Below are 23,484 nucleotides of genomic sequence, written 5' to 3' on the forward strand. Positions count from 1 at the left end.
CGAACAATTTGTGAACTGCATTGTAATTGATAGTAAATGGTTGTATAGTAAAGATAGAAAGAAAGTGAAAAACTTCACAAACTTTCTAAAGCAAAAGTAGTAGCTAGCCGGCTAATTTTTTTAAAGGTTATTGTGAAAAACTTCACAAACTGAATTGTAGGAGGAGTAAATCATGAAATGGTTACGTGGACCGAAAATGGCAATCCTTTGGACAGTTTTAAGAGTTTGGTTGGGGGTACAATGGCTAAAAGCCGGTTTGCCGAAAATAGGAACATTTGATGCAGAAGGATTTCTACATGGCGCGATCGCAAAAGCGGAAGGAGCGCACCCAGCGGTACAAGGATGGTACGCAGGATTTCTTGAGAATGTAGCGTTGCCTAATGTTGGTTTAATCAACATTCTAATTCCATGGGGCGAAGTGCTGGTTGGAATTGCACTCATACTTGGCTTAGCAACATTGCCGGCACTTATAGGAGCAGCATTTATGAACTTGAACTTTCTGTTGGCCGGAACCGTCAGCACGAACCCTGTACTATATACTGCAGCCATATTACTAATTGCAGCAGGCACAGCAGCTACCTTCTACGGGCTAGATCGCTTTGCAGTGAAATATGTAAAAGAGAAAATGGATGAACGCAAGATGAAACCTACCGGTGGAAACGGACGAAAGACAATGAATGGCGGTCATGCAGCGGCTCATTAATGGAATGAAGTTGAGTGAAAAAGCGACGTGAGATGTTACACGTTGCTTTTTTTGGTTGATTAAAAAGCCGGTCATGATTTGGTTCAATCATGACCGGCCAAAAATGGAACTATCTAAAGGTATCCTTCTTGCTGTTCCGTTTAATTCCAGCTGCTGATGCGCGAGCTTGTGCTTCTAAGATTTCATTGTCTGCATGCTGCTCGTTCGCGAATTCTGCATCTTGTGCAGCTTTTTTCATGTTCTTAGGTACTTGTGGAAGTGATGATTTGTTCTTACCACCAGATTGATGTCCGCGTGAACGTCCCATTCGAAACCCTCCTAAGAATATGCGATAGACATAAGGTACATACGCTTGTTGGTCCTTTATGTCTTCTTAAATAGGTTAACCTGAGAAGAGGGCGCTGATGTGAGGGAGATGTTGGAGAGGAAGAGGGTGGTGGTTCGGGAGGGAGATTGAAGTTTTATTAGGAAGTGGGATTTAGGGGGAGATTTCACGAATCGCCCGTAAATTTGAAAAGTCGCCCGAATAGTCTCGTAAATCGCCCGTATTTCTAAATAATCGCCCGTAAAAATTAATTTTCGCCCGTAAATTCAAAATATCGCCCGAAAACGTCCCAGAATCGCCTGATTAGGTAAAACATATAAAAACGTGCCTTCATCAAGATGCAAAGATGCAAGATGGATGAAGGCACGTTCACTGTGATTCATATTTTCTAATTAGGACTATCGGCGTCTCTCCGTATATCCGCCAACTCGATCCGCCATTTTAAACTCACGAGAGTAGGTAACTTCCTGTGTTTTGCTTAATGTTGTCTTTGCCTTTTCACGACGTTTTTTATCACTCATCAAGAACCCCTCCTTCACATTTGCATACCATCAGTTTTAACTAGAAAGTGGGAAAATATACTAAAAAACGCCTACCCAAAACAATGGGCAGACGTAAATTTATTATGCTTCCTTCAACTGATGCTCTTCGTGCAGCACTTCGTGTCCGGTACGCAGTTTGTATAAAGTATATTGGTCGCGGGAGATTTCATAAAGATTGTAGATATCTTCTCCGCCGTTGATCTCATCCAGCAGGCTTTTGCGCGTTTCATTTGCCAAAACGACATATGGTAATTTCTCCGCTGCTTTTGTGGAACGAACATTTACTTTGCGGATGCGCATGAAAATGGATTTAATATCGAGTTCATAAAACAGTTCCTCGAAGAATTGATCCTTGGCAGGTTGGTTGTAGCCTTTGCCATGGTATGGTTTGCCGAGCCAAGTGCCGAGAAATCCTGCTCCGTCTTGCACATCGAAGAGATTGATTGTTCCAATTGGAGTGCCCCACTCATCAAGAATGGTACGTGAAATCAATTCTCCGCGCTCTTCCGCTTCGATGGTCTGTTTTGTAAGGAAAAGAAACTCATCGTAGGAATACGCTTTATGACGCACAAAAGGGAAGACTTCGGGGTGCACCATTAACTCATAAAGAGTTTGAGATTCTTGGAAATCACGTTTTTTGAGCATGTCTAACCCTCCAATTGAGGGCAGAACTGTCACGTTCACGTGAAGACTGGCCCACCCTCGAAATTTTTTAAATTACAAAAAATTTCGGGGTGGGAATCGAACCCACTAGAACCAGTTTAACTGGTGGCGCACCATTTGCCTTCCCTAACATTTAAACACAATTGTTAGTTGATTTAATTTTGTTTACCTACGTATCATACTCGATTTCATTTAAAAAAGAAACAACTTTTTTGTTAATTTTTTTGGTAAATTATTTCACCTTCAACCATTGTCATGACAGGCTTTGCAAGGAATTGGAATGGGTGATGAGACCATAGTACCAAGTCGGCATCTTTTCCGGTTTCAATACTCCCAACCCGGTCAGAAACACTAAGGTTTTTAGCCGCGGTTATGGTTATTCCCTCTAGTGCTTTTTGTTCATCTAATCCTTCCCTCACTGCCAAAGCTGCACACATATTTAAGTATTGTACAGGGGTGTAAGGATGGTCTGTTGTAATGGATACTTCGACGCCTGCTTCTGATAATGCCTGATAGGTTTTCCAGTTTTTGTTTTTTAATTCAATCTTTGATCTCCTCGTCATCGTTGGTCCAACACAGACTTTCATGTTTCGGCCTCTCAATTCATTTGCAATCAGATGTCCTTCTGTACAATGTTCGATGGTAAATCGCAAATTAAATTCTTCTGCAAAACGGATGCCTGACATGATATCATCTGCCCTGTGAGCGTGGATGCGAACTGGAATCTTTTGCTCAAGAGCCATGATAATTGGCTTAACACGCAAATTTTCCGGGTTGTCGTAATATTTTGCCTGATAAAAGGCTTCGCGAAGCATCCCCATAATGCCCATTCGGGTAATGGAATCCTTATTTCCCTGACTGTGAATTCGTTTAGGGTTTTCACCAAAAGCGACCTTCAACCCAGCAGTTTCTTGAATAATCATTTTGGAGATGTTCACACCATGGGTTTTGATTACTGACGTGGTTCCTCCAATTACATTCGCACTTCCTGGCATAACGTGAACAGTCGTAATTCCATACTGAATGGCATCCTGGAATCCAGGGTCAAAAGGATGGACCCCGTCTAGTGCACGGATATGGGGAGTTAATGGTTCGACTGTCTCATTGGCATCATTGCCTGCCCAACCAGTTCCTTCATCATATAAGCCAAGGTGGGTGTGAACATCGATAAATCCAGGAAATAAATATTTTTCATTACATTCTATCACTTTCCCGTTTTCCGGTACGGCTAATCCTTTGCCAATCGTGTTTATTTTTCCATTTTCGGTTATCACATCCGCATTATTTATCGGAGCTGATGTGATGGGATACACCGTTGCGTTTCGAAACATTACTATTCCCATAGAAGACTCCTAATTTTCTGTCATTACTTTGATTGTAATATGTCGGACAGAGCGTCATCAAGATGGGAAAATAAAAAATTATAGCCTTTATCTTCTAATTTTATCGGGAGCACCTTTTGGCCCTCCAACACGAGCACACTCATTTCTCCAAGCGCCATCTTCAAAGCAAAACCTGGTGTCGGAAACCAGTGTGGGCGGCCCATTACTTTTCCAAGCGTTTTACCGAAATCTTTCATTTGTTTTGGATGCGGTGCCACTACATTCACTGGTCCTTCAACCCCTTTATTTTCCAAGCTAAAAGCGATAGCGCCAACTACATCTTTAATATGCACCCAAGACATCCATTGTTCACCGGAGCCAATTTTTCCGCCAACAAACATTTTGTAAGGCAGCATCATTCTAGGTAGTGCACCTTCTTCTTTATCTAAAATAATCCCGAAACGTGTAAGCACCATACGGACCCCTTCTGTCTTCACTTGCTCCGCTTCCTTTTCCCAGGCATAAACGGTAGAAGCAAGAAAATCAGATCCAGGAGTTGTGTCCGCCTCGGTGAATGTTTGTGCCTCTGAAGTCCCGTAAAAGCCAATGGCACTTGCATTCACCAACACTTCTGGTTTATTTTCCAACGAACCGATAATTCTATTGATTTCTTTTGTTGAAGAAATGCGACTCTCCACTATTTTCTTTTTCTGCTCTTCCGTCCAGCGACCGCTGTTGATGGACTCGCCTGCTAGATTGACTATAGCATCCATGCCATCTAAACTTACTTCTGGAGTGGAAGATTCTTTTAGCCACTCTACATAGGTGACATTTGCTTTTTCCTTTTTATTAGAGGTGTTTCGCGTTAAAATAAAGATGGAATGTCCTTTATCAATTAAATGGTCTGTCAGAGCTTGACCAACAAGCCCCGTACCGCCTGCAATGGCAATCTTCATCTATATCACCCTCCATAGAGAATATCTTACATACTATATTAGTTCTTTTCCCTAATTATCCTTTTTTTAATACGGCGCAATGTGCTATGAAACGGAGTGAGAGCAGAAATGGGTAAAATAACAAAAATATCGGTTCAGCAAAAAAACAAGGAAAGATTCAATATTTTCTTGGATGAGGAGTACGCGTTTGCTGTGTACGAAGCGACGCTATTAAAATTCCAGCTAGTAAAAGGCAAGGAACTAGATGAACTGGATATAGAAGAAATCCTCTACAGCGATCAAATCAACAAAGCATATAATGCTGCGGTTCATTATCTTTCTTTTCGGATGAGGACAGAAAAAGAAATAGAAGAGTATTTGAAGGAAAAAGAATATGAATCGTTCATTAGTAAAGAAATAGTCTTAAGACTGCGGGAGCAGGGGTACTTGAATGACAAGGAATTCGCAAATGCATATGTAAGGACTCAAGTGAACACGACCTTGAAGGGCCGAGGCGTCATGGAACAGGAATTGCTTGAAAAGGGTGTCAGCAAGGATATTATTGTGGACGTGCTTGAAGCGGAGTATAGCCAAGAGACAGAGCTTGAGCATGCGGTAAAGCTTGTGTTGAAGTATGCACCTAAATACAAAAAAGACTCTTTTAAAATCATGATCCAAAAAGTGGAGCAGGCTTTAGTGAGAAAGGGATATGCTTTTTCCGTCATCCAAACAGCGCTGGAAGAGGCGGAACTTGAGGAGGATACATCAGAAGAGTGGGAAGCAATTGTAAAACAAGCGGAAAAATACCACCGAAAATACGTAGGGCTTGAAGGGTACCAATATAAGATGAAGATGAAGGGCGCCTTGTATAGAAAAGGATTCGGAATGGACCTTATTGATCGGTGGCTGGAGGAGAATGAGGGGAATTAACTTTAATCAAAGGATAAAAGCAGCAAAATGGTAGACCATTCCTCCTTAGTTGTACAAGTTCGCTTGGGAAATGTAGAAGTAAATTCGGGAAATGTAGAAGGTCTATTCAAAAGTGTAGAACAATTAACTTTAGAGGTAGAAGTTACTTATACTTCTCTAAAAAAATAGCCGCTTTGGACATCCCGTGTTCCAAGCGGCTGCTTTTAACTCATATCTGTATCTCCAACTGGTCATCCTGAGCAACAATCATCTCAGCGACTTCTCTAGGAGATTTCAACCTGGACTTGTCCTTAATATGATTAGTCTCATCCCAAAAAGGCGTGTCCATTCCGCCCATATAAGTTGCGATGATACGGATTTGTCCTTCTAATTCTTTTTGTAAGCTTTCGGTAAAACCGCGGACTGCAAATTTACTTGCAACATAGACGCTTTCATTCACTTTTCCTTTTTGACCGGCAGTGGAGATGATGTTCATGATTTTGCTATTCTCTTGCTTTAACAAATGAGGAAGTAATTCTTTCGTTAAAAATATGGTCCCTAATACGTTCGTCTGAATGGCTGTTTCAATCTCTCCATAATCTAAATTTGTTAACGGACCGAAGCAGCCTGCACCAGCATTGTTCAGTAAGTAGTCTACAGTATGTTCGGAGATAATCTTACTTACCGCCTGTTTAACATTTTCTAAACTGCCAATATCCATCTGGTAGGCGAAGGCCTTTGCTCCCAAAGATAGAATTTCTTCTTTTACAGCTTCCAAAGGATCTAACCTTCTGCCAGTCAATATTATCGTGTGACCCTTTTTAGCGTAAGAAAGTGCCAATTCCTTTCCGAGGCCTGTACCGGCACCTGTGATCAGTATTGTTTGCATGCAAATCACCTTTTCATAATAGCTTTTTGTAATGTCAGAATCGTGCTATTCTTATTTTATATAGATTTTTTAGGGGGAAAGCAAGTGGAACAGGAAAAACGCTACAGTCAGATGACATCTCATGAGTTACATCAGGAAATCGCCATGTTAAAAGAAAAGGCGCGAAAGGCGGAACAACTTGGTATTGTAAATGAGTTTGCAGTATTGGAACGAAAGATTACGATGGCAAAAGCTTATATGTTAGATCCAGAGGACTTCAATCCAGGAGATGTGTATGAAATAGAAGGTGATCCTGGTGTTCATTTTAAAGTAACCTATATGAACGGAGTTTTTGCATGGGGACATAGAATTCACGGCGATACTACTAGCAAGGAAGAAGAAGGCTTGCCAATATCCATGCTCATGAACGAAAAAAGCAAAGAAGCGTAAGGCCTCTTTGCTTTTTTGCTTAGTTAAGATCTTTTTCTTGTCTGCACTTCTAAGATCTGGATATTCTGAGCTTGTTGCGTCTCACCGTTTACTTGACGGAACGAGTGCTTAGAATGGGCATTAGGCTGCGGAAACGGGTGGTCATTTAACGTAAAAGGATTACTGCGTGATGGCTTGTGATTTTGTTTTGCCATGATAACAACCTCCTATTAGTTAGGGTAGCTTCGAATTTCATAGCGGTAGAAACCGCTATAAATACGAAAAAACCTTATCCACAAAGTTTAGAATGTATCTTCTTCTCTGGCACCAGAAGCACGCATGCGCTCCTGTGGATGCGTATTAATCGTTCCATTAGCACGCTTTGAAGCATATTCAGACTTTGCACGACCTTCCCCTTCAAACTTGTTGTCGTTAGGGTTCGGAAAGTTTCTCGCTTTGTTCCTCATGCGACTCGCCTCCTCGGTAAGTGGATGCTGGCTGAGTAGCCGAACATCTATCTTTAATATTGGATTTTAGAAGTGATTATATGTAATGATAAGCATAGTGAAATTAAACCAAAACTAAAACGGAGTGTTTATATGGAACAATATTTTGAACGTCTGGCTGATCGTCTGATGGAAAAGAATTCTGCCTTACCTTATGATAAGGCGAGAACTTGGGTGGAGCTTTTATGGGAGGATTTTGAGAGCTCCTATGCTAAGGCAGGATATGAATATAAGGGGAAGGACATGACAGAGAGAATGGTCATGCAGATCATTGATCGTCATGGAGATCGCCTTCATGAGTTTTTTTCGAATAATCCAAAATACAAGCATCTTTTGAATTCCGATGATCATCTGACACACTAAAAGACCGCTCGCCCATCGTTTGGGCGAGCGGTTTAGTCTATATTTGGAATGATCTCTAGTTTTGTTCGTAACTTTTCTTCGCTGAAAATCCATCCTGTATACGAGCTAATAATATTGAGGTTATGATCAAGCTGTACAATGGCCACAAAAGGATAATAATCTTTACTTCGGTATCTTAGGTCGATGAAACGGACCTCATAATGGTCATCGTATTCTTCCATTTCCCACCGGTATACAGGAGAGAAGGAAAGAAATGCAGAAACATTGTCGTCGAATTTTGCCGCTTCAATAATGGCGTTTTCAGGAAGCGGTACTTTTTCAAACGTATCGTGAATGAAGATTTGATACTTGACTGCCCTGGCGACGTAAAAATTATCTTTAGTAGTAATAGCTAAATGCCATTGGTTCCAATATAGTGTCGGTGAAATGATGGTTTGTTTCACACTTGGAATGATTTCCCGCACTTGTTGCAACACTTTTTGCTGCATTCGATATCGCAGCACATAATAGGCAATTAATATGCCGTATATCGCCAGAAATGTGTAGCCTGGGTGAAATCCAGCTCCCCAGAGGACAAGTCCGGCAATATGAAAGCCGAATATTACGGGGTCAAAGGTATTAATAATTCCAAGTGCCACCCATCTTTTTGTAAAAGGACGGAGAGCCTGTGTCCCATAAGCGTTGAAAATGTCGACAAAAACATGAAGGATTACGGCTATAAATGTCCAAATCCATAAATAAAGAAAATTTGCTTCTGGTATAAACAAATAAATGGCCGGTGCTATAAGAATCGGCCAGAGGCACACTGCTGGAATGGAATGAGTAATTCCACGGTGATTTCTAATATATGTCGCGTTATTTCTGAATTTCAAAATGGTATCCGTGTCCGGAGCCTGTGAACCGATTACTGCTCCCATCATGATGGCTGTTGCTGTTTCAGGGCTACTTGCTACAAATGGATCAATAGTAGCCATGGATCCAATCGCAATACCCATTACAACATGTGTTCCAGTATCCAATGGTGGGCCTCCTTTCCGGCTGTTTAGAAAAACTGGCACAATCTATTTTTTATTTAGTCTGATGCAAAAGGGGTGTTTTCAAACATGATAACAAAACAGTTGCATATTTTCATTCAATATCCTATAAAGGAAACAGTGACTCTTCAATATGAAGAAACGATGCATCGCGTTCTGCAAGCAATGAACCAAATGGGAGCAAATGAGTATCATTGGACAAAAGCTGGTTCTGAAAAAGGAGCTGCTTACTATCGTGAATCTTTTCTACTTCCAACTGAATCGCATTATTTTGCCATGAAAGCATTGCGTGGTTCCAAGCAAAGCAATGTTTTTCATGAACTGTCCCAATATATTGACACAGAGGTAGGAACGGTTGAATATATAGGCTTGAAAATTTCTAGCTAAAACATGGAGGTTTATTTTGAAAAAAGAAAGTACTCATCACGAACGACTAGATGACTTTGATATATATGGCTTTCAAGAAGATTTAATTACTTGGTTTGAAAGGGAGCAAAGAGATCTGCCATGGCGTAAGGATCAAGACCCCTATAAAGTATGGGTATCAGAAATCATGCTCCAACAGACAAAAGTGGACACAGTTATCCCTTATTTTAATTCCTTTATTGAACAATTCCCAAACATCCAAAGCTTGGCTGAAGCAGAAGAGGACAGGGTGTTAAAGGCTTGGGAAGGTCTTGGTTACTACTCTCGTGCAAGAAATTTGCAAACTGCGGTCAGGGAGGTCTATGAAAGCTATGGAGGGATTGTACCTAATACGCCTAAGGAAATCTCCACATTAAAAGGAGTGGGCCCGTACACAACAGGAGCGATTCTTAGTATTGCGTATGGTGTTCCTGAACCAGCCGTGGACGGTAATGTCATGAGGGTATTATCTCGAATACTTTTGATAAGAGATGATATTGCCAAGCCTAAGACCCGGAAAGTTTTTGAAGAAGTGATTCGGGATCTTATTTCAAAAGAGAACCCGTCGTTTTTTAATCAAGGGTTGATGGAACTCGGTGCAATGGTCTGCACACCAACCTCACCTTCCTGTTTATTATGTCCGGTCCGTGAACATTGCCGTGCTTTTGCAGAGGGAGTTCAACGGGAGCTTCCTGTAAAAACAAAAAAGAAATCAACAAAGCAGATTGCACTTGTTGCAGGAATTTTCAAAGATAATGACGGACGATTTTTAATTCATAAGAGGTCAAGCGAAGGGTTATTGGCTAACCTGTGGGAGTTCCCTAATTTTGTGAAAGTAGATGAGCTGGGAACGGCCAAGCAGCAGTTACAGCAATTGATGAAAACGGAGTATGGTTTGAATATTACACCTGGTGAATATGTTTGCGATATTAAACACGTCTTCTCTCACTTAGTATGGGATGTAAATGTTTACGTTGGAAGCTGGGAAGGAGAGCTTCCTGAGGGAAGTGACCTTGTAGCGGTAACGGCAGAGGAAATGAAGGAGTATGCATTTCCTGTTTCGCATCAGAACATGTGGAAGGAATACATCAAGGTGATGGAATAAGCAAGGAGGATCAACCATTTTCGGTTGATCCCTTTTCATGTTCAGTCATAACTTATTCGAGTTCCGTGTGTCCAATCAGCTTCATGACGTTGAAATCCGCCACGCGCTTCAATTTCCTTCACAATCTCCATGTGAATGCTCTGACCCTCTGCATTTAAATAAGGGACCATTTGTTGTAAGGAATGATGAAAGTAAGCCAGTTCGCTGTCTTTCCATTCTTTTTTGGAATGCATCGATAGTTCCGTCATATCACGTCCAACGTACATAGCTTCTGCCTCCTTTATGGCAATGTTTATGCTGTTATTGTTTGATGAATCAATAAGGCTTATACTGAAAGATATTATATATAGTTTCCATACATAAAGGAGTAGAGAAAATGACTAACAAAGTAGCATTAGTAACGGGAAGCAGCCGTGGTATCGGGAAGAAAATTGCGTTGGAACTGGCTAAGGACGGCTATAACATTGTCATCAACTATAACCGGAGTAAATCAGCTGCACAAGAAACAGCAGCCGAAATCGAAGCGCTGGGTGTAAAGGCACTGACTGTGAAGGCAAATGTCGGACAGCCGGAAAAGATTAAAGAAATGTTTGTGAAAATAGACGAAGAGTTTGGTCGTCTTGATCTATTAGTGAGTAATGCCGCATCAGGTGTGCTGCGCCATGTCATGGAATTAGAGGAGTCTCACTGGGATTGGACAATGAATATCAACTCAAAAGCATTATTGTTTCTAGCGCAGGAGGCAGCAAAACGAATGGAGAAAGTAGGCGGCGGTAAAATTGTCAGCATCAGCTCTTTAGGCTCCATCCGCTATTTGAAAAATTACACAACTGTTGGAGTGTCCAAGGCTGCCATTGAAGCATTGACTCGTTATCTTGCCGTCGAGCTTGCAGATAAGAATATTGTGGTAAATGCAGTGTCAGGCGGGGCAGTGGATACGGATGCGTTGAAGCACTTCCCAAATAGAGAAGAGCTGCTTGAAGATGCAAAGAATAACACACCTGCAGGACGAATGGTAGAGCCTGATGACCTGGTGAATACGGTGTTATTCTTACTATCTGATCAGGCTAGCATGATTCGAGGACAGACGATTATCGTGGATGGCGGAAGGTCTTTACTTGTCTAAAATATACAGAAAATAATTTTTAATTTTTTTGTCATAGTTTCCTTTCGAAATGGTTATCTTAAATTTCGTGGAGGTGATAAACAATGGCAAACAACAACCAACCAAACCAAGCTAAAACAGCTTCTGGTACAAGCATTCAACACGTGAAACAACAAAATGCTCAACAAAACCAACAACAATACGGTGCTGAGTATGCGAGCGAAACTAGCGCGCAACATGTGAAACAACAAAACGCTCAAGCTGCAGCGAAAAAGAACCAACAAAACCAACAACAATAATTAAGCAATAACACGAAGCACTCCTTATCATATCGATATGGAGTGCTTCTTCGTTGTGGAGAACGAAATTCCTTGTGGGGTCTGACCCCTTTTCGTTCGTCAAAATTTGACAAACCCTTTAGTGGTAGCAAGCCTTCGACGTTAGGTTTGATTCTCCTGTGGGGGTCTGACCCCTTAAGCAAAATTTTTTGCTCGACAAAACTTCCCTCAGCTCAACATATGTAGTCAAAGGGATTGAGAGGTGGGGGAAGAATGTTATGAGTAGAGGGTATGGTATTTGGTAAGGAGGAGGATTTTGTGGTGGATAGGTTTGATGTGGCGGTGGCGGAGCAGTTAAAGACGATGGATAGATTGTTGTTACTTCAGGGAGAGATTGAGCAGAATGAAAAGGTGATAGAACAGCTGGAGCAATTAGAGGAAGAAGCCGAAAAGCTAAGAAAATTAAAAGAAGACATAGCGAAGATGAAAGAAGAATTAGCAGAAATTCAATCCATTTTTGAAACGCAAACAGAAGAGGCAATTAAATCTTTTCACTTGCAGGAGTCTTTTTAATCGAATAATTTTAAATTAAATCAGAGTTTATTTAGAGCGGTGGAGCTATCTTCTTTTTATAAAGATGGCTCTTTTGTTTTAAAATCTCACGGGAACCGTTATAATAGTAGAAAATGGTTTGCTTTTAGCTGAGAAGTGCGGGCATAGAATAGAAAGAAGGGGAAGAGGAATGGGTTGTCCCAAAGAAGGTGAAACAATACAAATACATAGCTATAAGCACAACGGTCACATTCACAGAGTGTGGGATGAAACGACTGTGCTTAAGGGGACGCAAAACCTTGTTATTGGTGGAAACGACAAAACCATTGTGACAGAGTCGGACGGTAGAACCTGGGTCACAAGAGAACCAGCAATTTGTTATTTTCATGGAAAGCATTGGTTCAATATCATCGGCATGATCAGAGAAGATGGGGTGTACTATTATTGCAATATCAGTTCACCATTTATAGCGGATGATGAAGCGTTGAAATACATAGATTATGACTTAGATATAAAAGTGTTCCCTGATATGACGTTTATTTTGCTTGATGAAGATGAGTACGAGAAACACCGTAAAGAGATGAACTACCCAGAGGTAATTGATAAAATCCTAAAGAGTAATGTCCAAACGTTGATTTCGTGGATTAGGCAGCGAAAAGGTCCGTTTGCTCCGGACTTTATTGATTTATGGTACGAGCGCTACCTCACATACAGAGGATAGTTTCATGCAAAAGGCAACTGGTAACTTGATATGCCAGGCCTTTTTTGTTTTATGGCTAATTAATGAGTGTTCCCTAGCTGTTGATTGGAGCACAGAGCGAAGACTCCTCGAAAATGCTACGCATTTTCTTCGTGCGATATATCGCTGCCGAAGCTTTCCTTGTCCTGAGGGAGATAGCGGTAGGTTGAGACCCCTGAAGCGTTGAGAGGAGGCTCAAGCACCGCCCCTAGGAAAGCGAAGCCCAGTGCGGAAATCAACAGCGACGTTTTTTAGAAATAATAAATACATGTTTCAAATTGAAAAGAGGAAGCTAAAAAGAAAAGATAGCAGTCATCATTTGGGAGGAAGTCAATTGGATAGTATAAAACGGTACATGCAATTTGTGAAACCGTATCGGTGGCAAATTGTCGGTACCATACTTATAGGAATGTTGAAATTTGGGTTGCCATTATTAATTCCTTTATTATTGAAATACGTAGTCGATGACATATTGCTTGTAGACGGCCGCTCAGCAGAGGAGAAAACAAACGAGCTGCTTTTAATCATGGGCGCAATTTTTATAACATTTTTGGTGTTAAGACCGCCGATTGAATACTACAGACAATATTTTGCACAATGGACAGGCAGCAAGGTCTTATATGATTTAAGAGATAAGTTGTTTGATCATATTCAAAGGTTGAGCTTGCGTTTTTATGCGAATAACCGGGCAGGGGAAGTCATTTCGAGGGTCATTCATGATGTCGAACAGACCAAGAATTTTGTTATCACCGGTTTGATGAACTTTTGGCTCGACTTAGCGACCATTTTAATTGTCATCGTAATTATGTTCCAAGTCGACATCACGTTGACGCTTGTATCCATTATTTTATTTCCGTTTTATGGCTTCTCGATTAAGTATTTCTACAGTCGTCTGCGCCACCTTACAAGGGTTCGTTCACAGGCGCTTGCAGAGGTACAAGGGCACTTGCATGAACGGGTCCAGGGAATGCCTGTCATCCAAAGCATGGCGATTGAGGACTATGAGCAGGAGCAATTTAAAAAGCAGAACACAAACTTTCTGCAAAAAGCATTGGATCATACAAGTTGGAACGCGAAGACTTTTGCAGTAGTCAATACGATAACGGATATTGCTCCGCTTTTAGTAATCGGGTACGCGGGTTATCAGGTTATAAATCAGGGGCTTACGGTAGGGGAAATGGTCATGTTTGTAGCCTATATTGATCGCCTTTACAATCCGTTGCGCCGATTGATCAATTCTTCCACAACGTTGACGCAATCAATTGCATCCATGGACCGAGTGTTTGAATTTGTGGATGAAAAATATGATATTACTGACAAGCCGAATGCCGTAGAATGTAAGACTGCACGCGGTGAAGTCAGCTTTGAAAATGTTTCTTTTAAATATGAAGAAAATGAAGAGTATGTTTTGAAGAACCTTTCGTTGCAAGTACGGGAGGGGGAAACGATTGCCCTAGTTGGGATGAGTGGTGGTGGAAAATCTACCTTGGTAAGCTTGTTGCCACGATTCTATGATGTAACAGAAGGTAAAATCAAGCTAGATGGAGTAGACATTCGCGATGTCACCGTTCAGTCGTTACGAAAACAAATTGGGATTGTATTGCAGGACAGCATTTTGTTCAGTGATACCGTTCGTGAAAATATTGCACTTGGTAAACCTGACGCAACAATGGATGAGATTATGGAAGCGGCCAAAGCTGCCAATGCTCATGATTTTATCTCAAGCTTGCCTGAGGGCTACGAAACGAAAGTGGGAGAGCGCGGTGTGAAGCTTTCTGGTGGCCAGAAACAGCGTGTTGCCATTGCCCGTGTATTCTTGAAGAATCCGCCAATCCTTGTAATGGATGAAGCAACATCTGCACTTGATCTTGAGAGTGAACATTTGATTCAGGAGTCGCTGGAACGTTTGGCGGCCAACCGGACAACCTTTGTCGTTGCTCATCGCCTATCAACCATCACCCATGCAAGCCGCATTGTGCTGCTTGAGCACGGTGAGATTGTGGAAGTCGGTTCTCATGAGGAATTAATGAGGAAAAAAGGTCACTATTATAATTTGTTTACGATACAAGAAATAAGCTAATTTCTGTGAGTCAACCTTTAGCGGATCTTTTTCTGCTGGAGGTTGTTTTTTTTGTTTGGGGGAGTTTTGGGGATCTCCAGCAGATGGCTGCGGCCATTAGGGGTTCTACCATTTTGAGGCGATCTTCTGCCACTTTAGTGGTAATGTTATACCGTTCAGAGCCGACCTTCTACATTTCCCGGATTACCTTCTACATTTCCCAAGCAACCTTCTACATTAAAGCAATTTTCCCCATAAAAAAACACCTCCCCGCCTTATTAAAAAGCAGGAAAGTGTCCTATTCTTCTTCATTTGCCCCAATTTCGAACTCATTATCACCCACATGGTACTTCTGGAAGCTATCGATCAATTTGTCCAAATGCTCCAATTGATCGCTATAATCAATGATCTTAGAGACAAGCGGGAACAGGTGGTACCAGACTTCTACATCGCCTTCATATTCGCACCAGTTGTCTTTATGAGCCATAAATTCATCAATAAATTGCTGTTTGTTAAAGCGTTCTTCTTCGTACATTTCTGAGGTGTTATGCTGTTTTATTTTGCCGACGAATTTTAACAAGATTTGCTCGTGCAGGTTAACCAAGTGATCCAATTCTGCTTTAATGTAATGCTGGTACTCTACCGGCATATGGTGCAGTTCGTTTTCTAACCTGTGCAGCATTTTTAATGTATATAAAGCCCGGTTGCTAGTTACAATTAGTTGTCTGAAAATAACAAGCTTTCGAGCTTTGGAGCTTGAATTTTTTAATGTAGGAAAGTAAGTTCTTTCTTCCTTATACAGCATAAAAAGTTGTTCAAGCTTGAGCACTCGTTGATGCAGCATTTCAATATCTGTTTTCAAGAGATGGTGTTCCGTGCCGTGGCGCATGTTGATTCGAATCCACTTTATGATGTCTTCTGTCGTTAATTTTACCTTGTAATAAAGCCTTGTTTCATATTTTGGCGGTAGAAAAATCAGGTTGACTAGAAAAGCACAAAGGATACCTATCATGACGGTTGAGAAACGTATTAGTGCAAATTCAAAAAAGTTTTCCCCAGGGCTTTCCATAATCGCGATAACGGTTACTAGAGCTAGTGGAATGGTATTTTCAATTTTTAGTTTTAAGTTGATTCCAATTACAAAAATGGCTGTCAAACCGATGATAAAAGGATCATTTCCGAATAGTAAGGAGAAGATGATGGCTAAGATTGCCCCAATCAGGTTGGCCTGAACGTGTTCAATAATAGATTGATAAGATTTATAGATGGATGGTTGGATAGCAAAAATCGCTGCGATTCCTGCAAAGAAGGGCGTGGGGACGTCAAGCCACTCTGCCACAAACAAAGCAAGGGTGATCGCGATACCGGTCTTGACTATACGGGCACCAAATTTCATTTTAAAATAAGTCCTTTCTTGTCTTTCCGAATTTTATAGCCTATTTTTTTAAAAGTTAAACACTTAATAGTATATGTCGCAAGTGTGGTAATCATGTTATTCGATATTGTACTATACACCGTTTCCTTAAGTAGCGCAAGCAGAAATTTGACAGTAAAAAGCCCGCAAATTGAAGTTTGCGGGACTGTCTAATTTTATCTTTGTGACGTCCGTTCCAGGCGCTTCGCTTGCCTGCGGGCGGTCCGTGAGCTTCCTCGGCTTTCCCAAATCTAATGAAAAAGTTTTTGATATTATATGTTGTTTAGACACCGCTGTTGATTTCCGCAAATGGCTTCGCTTTCCGCGGGGCGACCTTGAGCTTCCTCGGGCTGCGCCCTGCGGGGTCTCAATATTGTCGCTACTCCCCCGCAGGAGTCTTCGCCATTTGCTCCAATCCACAGCTAGCAATGTCTATCCACTTGATAATTTAAGCGGTTTCGGCTTACGCCTGCGGGGTCTCACCTGTCCCTTCCTCCCGCGGGCGTCTGCGCGCCTTCCACTTCAATCAACAAGGATGCTATAATTCACAAATCTTTTTCTGAAAAAAAACCCGCAAAATTATGCGGGCTGTAGTAAAGAGATAAATCATTCTGTGGATACTGCTGGGTCTGCCTGTTCTTTGACAGGGTTGACTTGCAGGAAGAAGTCTGCCGGGTTGTCGAGCATTTGCTTGATTTCTGCGGCTTCTTCTAGTTGGTGTTGATCTAAAAGTGATTGATGATAGATAGACAGTAACTCCACAACATCCTTCAAACCAACTTCATTAAGTGGTTCGATATTCACTTTAGCACCTTTTGCGATACGGCGTTGAAGTGCTTCTTTCGTCAAGCCCATTTCCGGCTGGTGACGAAGGTAGACGGTACCACCTGTCATACCTGCGCAGATCCATGGACCAGGGTCACCAAGGACAAGGCCTCGACCATTCGTCATGTACTCAAAAGCAAAGCCTTTAATATTGGCATTGACTCCAAGGTTTCCATGTTCAACAGCTGGGATAGGATTCGTAACTTTCCCACCGATAATCATGTCTGCCCCGGAAAGGCGGATACCTGCACGAGCGTCGGCGTTTCCTTGCACAACAAGCGCTCCTTTTTGTGCGCCGTAACCAAAGCCTTTTCCGACAGAACCGTTATAGAACTTGCCGTCTTTCCCTTTATATTTGAAGACAAAGATGCTTCCTCCGAATGCGGTTTTACCGATGCCATCCTGTGCGCCACCCTCAACCTTGATGTTGATACCGGTGGAGTTGTAGGCACCAAGTCCGTTACCTGGAATGGAGCCTTTGTTGTAGCGAAGTTCCACTTCAGGAAGATCAAGGTAAGAGCCGTCCAAGCGTCCGCGTACACGGTGGCAAGAAACGCGGCTTCCAAGGACACGTTGTTCTGCTGTAACCGCATCAAATTGACGAGATTGATGCAAATCGCTTTCTTGGTAATCGAGATATTCCGCACCAGCTGCTACAAGAAGTTTTTCTTTCTCCATGCTTGCCGCCACTTCTTTTTGTGCTAGCTGTGGCACGTCTAACGTATGAAGCAAGTTGGATAGGTCCAGCGATTCCAAGCCACGCGTCTGCTCGAGAAGGTCAGAGCGGCCGACGATTTCCTGCAGGTTATCAAAGCCTAAAGAAGCGGTTAATGCTTTCAGCTCATCACCAAAAGCAGTGAAAAGATTCATCAAGCCTTGTACGGCAAGATCAGATTGTCTAGGAACAAAGCGACGAAGACCGTGGTCTTTCGCTTGTGCTTCGGATTCGATTTGTGTTGCAATACCAACGTGACATGTATCAAGGTGACAACCGCGGCACGTTGTACAACCGATGGCAATCATGGAAAGAGTTCCGAAACCAATACGGTTGGCACCTAATAGCATAACCTTCATGCAGTCTAGGGCACTCTTGATTCCGCCGTCCGCCCAGATTTCCACTTTGTTGCGGAGACCGGATTCAATCAACGCGTTGTGCGCAGCTTTTACACCAATTTCAACTGGTAAACCTACATATTGAAGGGCGTGGATTCTTGCTGCCCCTGTACCGCCGTCAAAACCACTGATGGTAATGATGTCAGCGCCAGCTTTTGCGATTCCGACTGCAATCGTACCGATATTAGGAACAACCGGTACTTTCACTGCCACTTTCGCCTGATCGTTGGCTGTTTTCAACTCGGCAATCATCTGAGCCAAGTCTTCGATAGAATAAATGTCATGGTTATTGGATGGGGAGATTAAATCCGATCCAATCGTTGCGTTACGTGCTTCGGCGATTTTGGCTGTAACTTTTGATCCAGGCAAGTGTCCTCCTTCACCAGGCTTTGCTCCTTGACCAATCTTGATTTCCAAAAGGTTCGAGGAGTTAAGCAGCTCGGCATTTACTCCAAAACGTCCGGATGCCACTTGCTGTCCGCGGGTTTTTGGATATTTTCCAAGCATATCTTTGATTTCGCCGCCCTCACCATTCAGGCTGACCATGTTCAGCTTATCTGCTGCTTCGGCATATGCTCTGAATGCAATCTCATTCTGTGAACCGAAGGACATGGATGCAATGACGAATGGCAGATCGTGTGCGCCTACCCCGATATTCACTTTTTCTTTTGCAGGTTGTTTGCCGGAGACCCTCAAGTCAGTCAAATGACGAATGGTAATAGGGTTTTTCGTTTCTTGTTCATCCAGCTTTTCACGATAGTCATCGTATGTTCCGTTCTTTGCCACATCCCCGATTGCTTTCCAGATACGAGGGAAGAGATGGAACGATTTTCCAGGGCGAGCTTTTTCATCTTCAAAGTCCACTGCACGGTCTGCAGCATCCTCTTTTAATTTTGTAAAATTAAAGCCGAGCTTATCAGAGCCGAGGAAATTAACGATTCCAAGTGAATCCTCGATTTCTTTATGAAGGCCGATTGCAGAGAATAAGCGACCGTATCCTCTTAATTCATGGATACCAATTGTGGAAATAACTTTTTCCATACCTTTCGTCATTGCCCCGAAAAGGTTCACAACAGGCTTAGTTGTCTCATCACTCACTGTACCGAATAGTAGGTACGGACTGATGGCATTTGCACCAAGTCCAATTGCCACCATCACATCATGAAGAGAGCGGATGGCACCGGAACGAAGCAGTAGTGCACATTTACGGCGATATTGATGTTGAACTAACTCTTCATTAATCGCTGCCGTCACAAGATGCGGATCCAACCAAAGCTGGCCATCCTTATGTGCTTGGGCATCGTCGATGATTAATAATGTTTTGCCATCTTTTACAGCGTCTAAGGCTTCGGCTTTTAAACGGTCCAAAGCAGATGTGATATCTTCATCCGAACCACAGGTAGCATTTACGTAATAAGTCAGCCCTTGAGTTTGGAATTGGTTTACTACTTGGTCGTAGGAAGGCTGCCCCAATTCTGCAGCACAATCCATGGCAACCTGGCCTTCTACTAATAATGGAGAAAGAAGTTCCATTGTGTAACCATTCGGTACTTCGTCTTCTTTTTGAAGCGCAGGACGGGCACCTAGAACTGTTCTTGTGGAAAAGTGTTCTGTCTCACGATCACGGTCGATTGCTGGATTCGTTACGACTGCAACGCTTTCTTTTATAAAATCAGCAATATTATTGCGTCCTGGATTCATGGCAGCAAGCGGCACGTCATGACCAAGGGAACGAATCGGTTCTGCACCTTTTTCCGCCATCTGCTCAATTAACTGAATATGCTCACGGTCCCAACCAAAAGCTGCATAATGTCCGTTATGCACTTTTGCAAGGGGAGCGGTGGATACATAGTTATCAAGCTTTGGTGCATTCAAACGTTCAGCAAATCCTTCTACAGCAAACTTCGCGTTCATGCGCTGATAGACTTCTTCTTGATAGGCATGATAGTCATACACTTTAATCGTATCGCCATCCCATTTCATTCCAACTTTCTCGCCTGGGGAGAAGGGTTTCGGCTCTGCTGTGTATTCCGTTGTCGGAATGATACCAGGTTCTGATGAAAAATAATAAGAAGTTTCTGTTTGCAGCATCCAAACTGGACGCAAGCCAAGTGCATCTAGACTGAATACCGCTTCGTCTTTATTGCGGGAAATGATACCTGCAGGACCTTGTGCAAAGTGGCCCCATGTTTCACGCACATAAGTGTATAGGTCCTGTAAATGAGCAGGATAGCTTTTGATTTCATTGACAATCGGTGGGAATACAATATCAAGTGCTTCAAATAGTGTGAAGCCATCTCGAGAAATCAATGTGTCGATCGTTCTGTTTAAGTCCTGAGAATCACTACCTCCATTTGTCAGTGGCACGCCAATCATTGTTGCCTCGTCACGGAGTTTAGCAATCGTATTGATCTCTCCGTTATGGCCTAGGACGCTAAATGGTTGCACGCGAAAAAAGTTTGAAAGCGTATTAGTAGAATAGCGATTATGGCCAAGTGTCATCGTGGACGCTACAAGCGGGTTTGCAAGATCATGATAGAATTTCGGCAAAATATCGCCCGCACCCATTACTTTATATACTGCATGGTAGTTCGACAGGGAGGCGACATGCACGTCATCATTTTTTTCGATTTCAATGGCAGCTTGGAAGAGTTGCGCTTGTGTGCATTCTTCCTTTTCTGAAACAAGGGCAATCTGCCAGAACACTGGATCTTGGATGATTGCAATTGGTCCTAATGCTTCAGAAGAAGTAACGGTATCAGAAGCAAAAACTAGTTTAAAAGATTCTTTTTCTAAAATACTAGTAATCTCCTGTTTCACTTGGTCTACATCTACATGGTGATTGATGAAAAAGTGTCCGACTACGAAATCTTCGCGATCTACAAGTGAAGCGTCTTTGTCGGCTTTCTCAAGTTTCTCTTTCCATAGTGCACGGGGGATATCGATATGAATACCGACACCGTCTCCTTCACCATTAATAAAACCTGCACGGTGGTTCATTTTGACAAGAGCATCTATACAGTCATCAATATTTTTCTTTGTTGGGATTTTTTTCTTTTCTATAGCGGATACAATACCACATGCATCGTGTTCTGCGTTGTGAAAATCTTTAAATGTACTTGGACTCCAATTTTTCATATGGATTGGCTGTTAACTAGGGATAAAAGTGGGGACCCTAACTAGCCATTCACCTCCTGTGGTTTGATAGTTTGATAAGAAAAACCAATGCAGTTAGTTAGTAGTGTCTATCTGTTCTGCGTGAGGTAAGCTCGGCGGTTTTCTTATAAATAGGTAAAAAGTGAGGAAAAATAAATAAGGGAATTTTCAGACTTTAAATTATATACTAACATTTCAAACAATAAAAATCAATTTTTTATGCAAAAAGTTGAAGAGGTCATACATGTAGAAGGGAAGAAAAAGTGTTTATTTGTAAGCGTTTTCAAGCTTTAGTATAGAAAAAGACAGCGTGTTGGTGTACACGCTGTCTTGTATATTTATGCAGTTGCTAATTCTTTGAATGCGTGCTCCACAGCATCTAGTGTCACTCTTACATCTTCTTCGGTATGCTCGGTTGTCACAAACCATGCTTCGTATTTGGAAGGGGCAAGATTGATTCCTTGATTCAGCATCAGTTTAAAGAATTTTGCAAACTGTTCGCCGTCTGTATTTTCTGCCTGTTCATAGTTAACTACTGTTTCATCCGTAAAGTAGATGGTAAGGGCTCCCTTGAGGCGGTTGATGGTAATCGTGATACCGTACTTTTCGGCTCTTTCGAGAATACCTTGTTCTAGCAATGCTCCGATATGGTCTAGGTGTTCATAGACTCCTTCTTTTTGGAGTACTTCCAAGCAAGCGATTCCTGATAGGATGGATGCCGGATTACCTGCCATGGTTCCTGCTTGATATGCAGGGCCAAGTGGCGCCACTTTCTCCATAATCTCCGCACGGCCCCCATACGCTCCGATCGGAAGTCCACCGCCGATAATTTTTCCAAGCGCTGTCAGGTCGGGTTTGATTCCAAGCATGTCCTGGGCACCGCCATACATAAAGCGGAATGCTGTGATAACTTCATCATAGATAACTAGAGCGCCAGCTTCATGGCTGATGTCGTTAACGGCTTGTAGGAAGCCAGGTTTCGGTTCTACAATTCCAAAGTTACCGACGATTGGTTCCACAAGAACGCCTGCAATCTGGTCGCCCCATTTTTCCATCGCTTCACGGAACGGTTCTATATCGTTAAAAGGAACCGTGATTACTTCATTGGCAATGCTCTTTGGAACTCCAGCGGAATCTGGTGTTCCAAGTGTTGCCGGACCAGATCCTGCTGCAACAAGAACAAGGTCGGAGTGACCGTGATAGCAGCCGGCAAACTTGATGATTTTGTCGCGACCTGTGTAAGCGCGTGCCACACGGATTGTTGTCATTACCGCTTCTGTGCCGGAGTTAACGAAACGTACTTTGTCCATTCCAGGCATCGCTTCTTTCAGCATTTTTGCAAATTTCACTTCATGGGGAGTAGGTGTTCCGTATAGGACTCCGGTTTGTGCTGCTTTTGTAATTGCTTCTGTTATATGTGGATGGGCATGACCAGTGATGATCGGGCCGTATGCTGCCAGGTAGTCAATGTATTTGTTGCCGTCAACATCCCAGAAATAAGCTCCTTCCGCACGTTCCATTACGACCGGTGCGCCGCCACCAACGGCTTTATAAGAACGTGACGGGCTATTTACACCGCCGACGATATGTTGCAAGGCTTCTTCGTGTATTTGTTGTGATTTAGAAAAGTTCATGATTGATCGTGTCCTCCTATTGATTAAGGTAAATCAAATGATATGTTATTTTATCATGAATGTGGTGGGGATGTAATGGAGAATCGCTGGTGGAGCCAGGGGAAATGGGGAATAATGTCAGAAAAGGTAGGGAGCGGTTGGTTTTGTCATCGTAGAGCGGGAACGGTGCCAAAAGAGGAAGGGAGTAGTTGATTCTGTCTCGTAGAGAGTCAAGTCCATATTAATATTAATGTGTAAAAATAGTTACAACGAGATCTAAGGATTAATCCCCTATGACGACTGCCCCTCTGCATTTTCACCTTCACCGGTCGTCATACACTACCTATGACGACGTCACCTCTGCATTTTCACCTTCACTGGTCGTCATACACTACCTATGACGACGTCACCTCTGCATTTTCACCTTCACCGGTTGTCATACACCTCCTATGACGACGTCACCTCTGCATTTTCACCTTCACCGGTCGTCATACACTACCTATGACGACGTCACCTCTGCA

General features: G+C 42.5%; 24 protein-coding genes. 11 read left to right on the plus strand and 13 right to left on the minus strand.

The genetic code is table 11. From position 1 onward, the window contains the following. The first annotated feature begins 172 nt into the window (after positions 1–172). On the plus strand, positions 173–703 hold the full coding sequence (locus HC179_RS05310; RefSeq protein WP_168863389.1) for a DoxX family protein: 531 nt from the start codon (positions 173–175) through the stop codon (positions 701–703). Between the two features lie 109 nt (positions 704–812). Here the strand turns inward: HC179_RS05310 and HC179_RS05315 are convergent, their stop codons facing one another. The 5 genes from HC179_RS05315 to HC179_RS05335 form a co-directional block, all read right to left on the minus strand. After that, entirely contained in the window at positions 813–1,010 is a 198-nt protein-coding gene (locus tag HC179_RS05315) for a YfhD family protein (protein WP_088017384.1), read from the minus strand. Positions 1,011–1,426: 416 nt separating this feature from the next. Further along, a complete protein-coding gene (locus HC179_RS05320) occupies positions 1,427–1,549 on the minus strand; it encodes a YfhE family protein (RefSeq protein WP_168863390.1) in 123 nt (40 codons plus the stop codon). Positions 1,550–1,651: 102 nt separating this feature from the next. Next, a complete protein-coding gene (locus HC179_RS05325) occupies positions 1,652–2,215 on the minus strand; it encodes a GNAT family N-acetyltransferase (RefSeq protein ID WP_060666546.1) in 564 nt (187 codons plus the stop codon). Between the two features lie 233 nt (positions 2,216–2,448). Beyond that, entirely contained in the window at positions 2,449–3,576 is a 1,128-nt protein-coding gene (locus HC179_RS05330; RefSeq protein WP_168863391.1) for an amidohydrolase, read from the minus strand. Positions 3,577–3,599: 23 nt separating this feature from the next. Then, on the minus strand, positions 3,600–4,511 hold the full coding sequence (locus tag HC179_RS05335; RefSeq protein WP_168863392.1) for a TIGR01777 family oxidoreductase: 912 nt from the start codon (positions 4,509–4,511) through the stop codon (positions 3,600–3,602). 108 nt (positions 4,512–4,619) lie between these two features. On the opposite strand from HC179_RS05335, the gene recX reads away from it, so the two are divergent. Next, positions 4,620–5,420 carry a recombination regulator RecX gene (gene recX, locus HC179_RS05340; protein WP_168863393.1) on the plus strand — a complete coding sequence of 267 codons (801 nt, stop codon included), beginning with the start codon at positions 4,620–4,622 and terminating at the stop codon, positions 5,418–5,420. Between the two features lie 208 nt (positions 5,421–5,628). Here the strand turns inward: recX and HC179_RS05345 are convergent, their stop codons facing one another. Further along, a complete protein-coding gene (locus tag HC179_RS05345; protein ID WP_168863394.1) occupies positions 5,629–6,288 on the minus strand; it encodes an SDR family NAD(P)-dependent oxidoreductase in 660 nt (219 codons plus the stop codon). A gap of 84 nt (positions 6,289–6,372) precedes the next feature. On the opposite strand from HC179_RS05345, the gene HC179_RS05350 reads away from it, so the two are divergent. After that, entirely contained in the window at positions 6,373–6,717 is a 345-nt protein-coding gene (locus HC179_RS05350) for a YfhH family protein (RefSeq protein WP_346775120.1), read from the plus strand. Positions 6,718–6,740: 23 nt separating this feature from the next. On the opposite strand, the gene HC179_RS05355 is transcribed toward HC179_RS05350, so the two are convergent. Both HC179_RS05355 and HC179_RS05360 read right to left on the minus strand, forming a co-directional pair. Continuing rightward, on the minus strand, positions 6,741–6,911 hold the full coding sequence (locus HC179_RS05355) for a YpzG family protein (protein WP_010198993.1): 171 nt from the start codon (positions 6,909–6,911) through the stop codon (positions 6,741–6,743). A gap of 87 nt (positions 6,912–6,998) precedes the next feature. Continuing rightward, positions 6,999–7,163 carry a small, acid-soluble spore protein K gene (locus HC179_RS05360; RefSeq protein WP_010198995.1) on the minus strand — a complete coding sequence of 55 codons (165 nt, stop codon included), beginning with the start codon at positions 7,161–7,163 and terminating at the stop codon, positions 6,999–7,001. Positions 7,164–7,295: 132 nt separating this feature from the next. On the opposite strand from HC179_RS05360, the gene HC179_RS05365 reads away from it, so the two are divergent. Continuing rightward, positions 7,296–7,565: a YfhJ family protein gene (locus tag HC179_RS05365; RefSeq protein WP_168863395.1), complete on the plus strand. Its 270-nt coding sequence runs from the start codon at positions 7,296–7,298 to the stop codon at positions 7,563–7,565. A 32-nt stretch (positions 7,566–7,597) separates the two neighbouring features. Here HC179_RS05365 and HC179_RS05370 read toward each other — a convergent pair whose 3' ends face one another. Next, the gene (locus HC179_RS05370) at positions 7,598–8,584 is read right to left on the minus strand and encodes a metal-dependent hydrolase (RefSeq protein ID WP_168863396.1); all 987 of its coding nucleotides are present in this window, start codon (positions 8,582–8,584) and stop codon (positions 7,598–7,600) included. 84 nt (positions 8,585–8,668) lie between these two features. Here HC179_RS05370 and HC179_RS05375 point away from each other — a divergent pair, with 84 nt between their 5' ends. Both HC179_RS05375 and mutY read left to right on the plus strand, forming a co-directional pair. Next, positions 8,669–8,986: a hypothetical protein gene (locus tag HC179_RS05375; RefSeq protein WP_168863397.1), complete on the plus strand. Its 318-nt coding sequence runs from the start codon at positions 8,669–8,671 to the stop codon at positions 8,984–8,986. 16 nt (positions 8,987–9,002) lie between these two features. Beyond that, entirely contained in the window at positions 9,003–10,109 is a 1,107-nt protein-coding gene (gene mutY / locus HC179_RS05380) for an A/G-specific adenine glycosylase (protein WP_168863398.1), read from the plus strand. 41 nt (positions 10,110–10,150) lie between these two features. Here the strand turns inward: mutY and HC179_RS05385 are convergent, their stop codons facing one another. Next, positions 10,151–10,375, minus strand: coding sequence for a hypothetical protein (locus HC179_RS05385; RefSeq protein ID WP_168863399.1), 225 nt, complete (start codon positions 10,373–10,375; stop codon positions 10,151–10,153). A gap of 110 nt (positions 10,376–10,485) precedes the next feature. Between HC179_RS05385 and fabL the strand changes: the two genes are divergently transcribed. The 5 genes from fabL to HC179_RS05410 all read left to right on the plus strand — a co-directional run bounded on the left by fabL (position 10,486) and on the right by HC179_RS05410 (position 14,863). Then, positions 10,486–11,235, plus strand: a complete 750-nt coding sequence (fabL, locus tag HC179_RS05390; RefSeq protein WP_168863400.1) for an enoyl-[acyl-carrier-protein] reductase FabL — start codon at positions 10,486–10,488, stop codon at positions 11,233–11,235. 83 nt (positions 11,236–11,318) lie between these two features. Further along, positions 11,319–11,513, plus strand: coding sequence for a gamma-type small acid-soluble spore protein (locus tag HC179_RS05395; RefSeq protein ID WP_168863401.1), 195 nt, complete (start codon positions 11,319–11,321; stop codon positions 11,511–11,513). 300 nt (positions 11,514–11,813) lie between these two features. Further along, the gene (locus HC179_RS05400; protein WP_168863402.1) at positions 11,814–12,065 is read left to right on the plus strand and encodes a YgaB family protein; all 252 of its coding nucleotides are present in this window, start codon (positions 11,814–11,816) and stop codon (positions 12,063–12,065) included. A 169-nt stretch (positions 12,066–12,234) separates the two neighbouring features. After that, a complete protein-coding gene (gene ntdP, locus HC179_RS05405) occupies positions 12,235–12,765 on the plus strand; it encodes a nucleoside tri-diphosphate phosphatase (protein ID WP_010199009.1) in 531 nt (176 codons plus the stop codon). A gap of 352 nt (positions 12,766–13,117) precedes the next feature. Then, complete coding sequence (locus HC179_RS05410; RefSeq protein ID WP_168863403.1) at positions 13,118–14,863, plus strand: ABC transporter ATP-binding protein; 1,746 nt, start codon at positions 13,118–13,120, stop codon at positions 14,861–14,863. Between the two features lie 277 nt (positions 14,864–15,140). On the opposite strand, the gene HC179_RS05415 is transcribed toward HC179_RS05410, so the two are convergent. From HC179_RS05415 to HC179_RS05425, 3 genes are all read right to left on the minus strand, one after another. Continuing rightward, positions 15,141–16,238, minus strand: coding sequence for an FUSC family protein (locus HC179_RS05415; RefSeq protein ID WP_168863404.1), 1,098 nt, complete (start codon positions 16,236–16,238; stop codon positions 15,141–15,143). Between the two features lie 624 nt (positions 16,239–16,862). Further along, positions 16,863–21,332, minus strand: a complete 4,470-nt coding sequence (locus HC179_RS05420; protein ID WP_168863405.1) for a glutamate synthase-related protein — start codon at positions 21,330–21,332, stop codon at positions 16,863–16,865. Positions 21,333–21,688: 356 nt separating this feature from the next. Then, the gene (locus HC179_RS05425) at positions 21,689–22,984 is read right to left on the minus strand and encodes a glutamate-1-semialdehyde 2,1-aminomutase (RefSeq protein WP_168863406.1); all 1,296 of its coding nucleotides are present in this window, start codon (positions 22,982–22,984) and stop codon (positions 21,689–21,691) included. Positions 22,985–23,484: the final 500 nt, after the last annotated feature.

This window comes from Bacillus sp. RO1, from assembly GCF_012524115.1.
Taxonomy (GTDB): Bacteria; Bacillota; Bacilli; order Bacillales; family Bacillaceae_I; genus Sutcliffiella_A.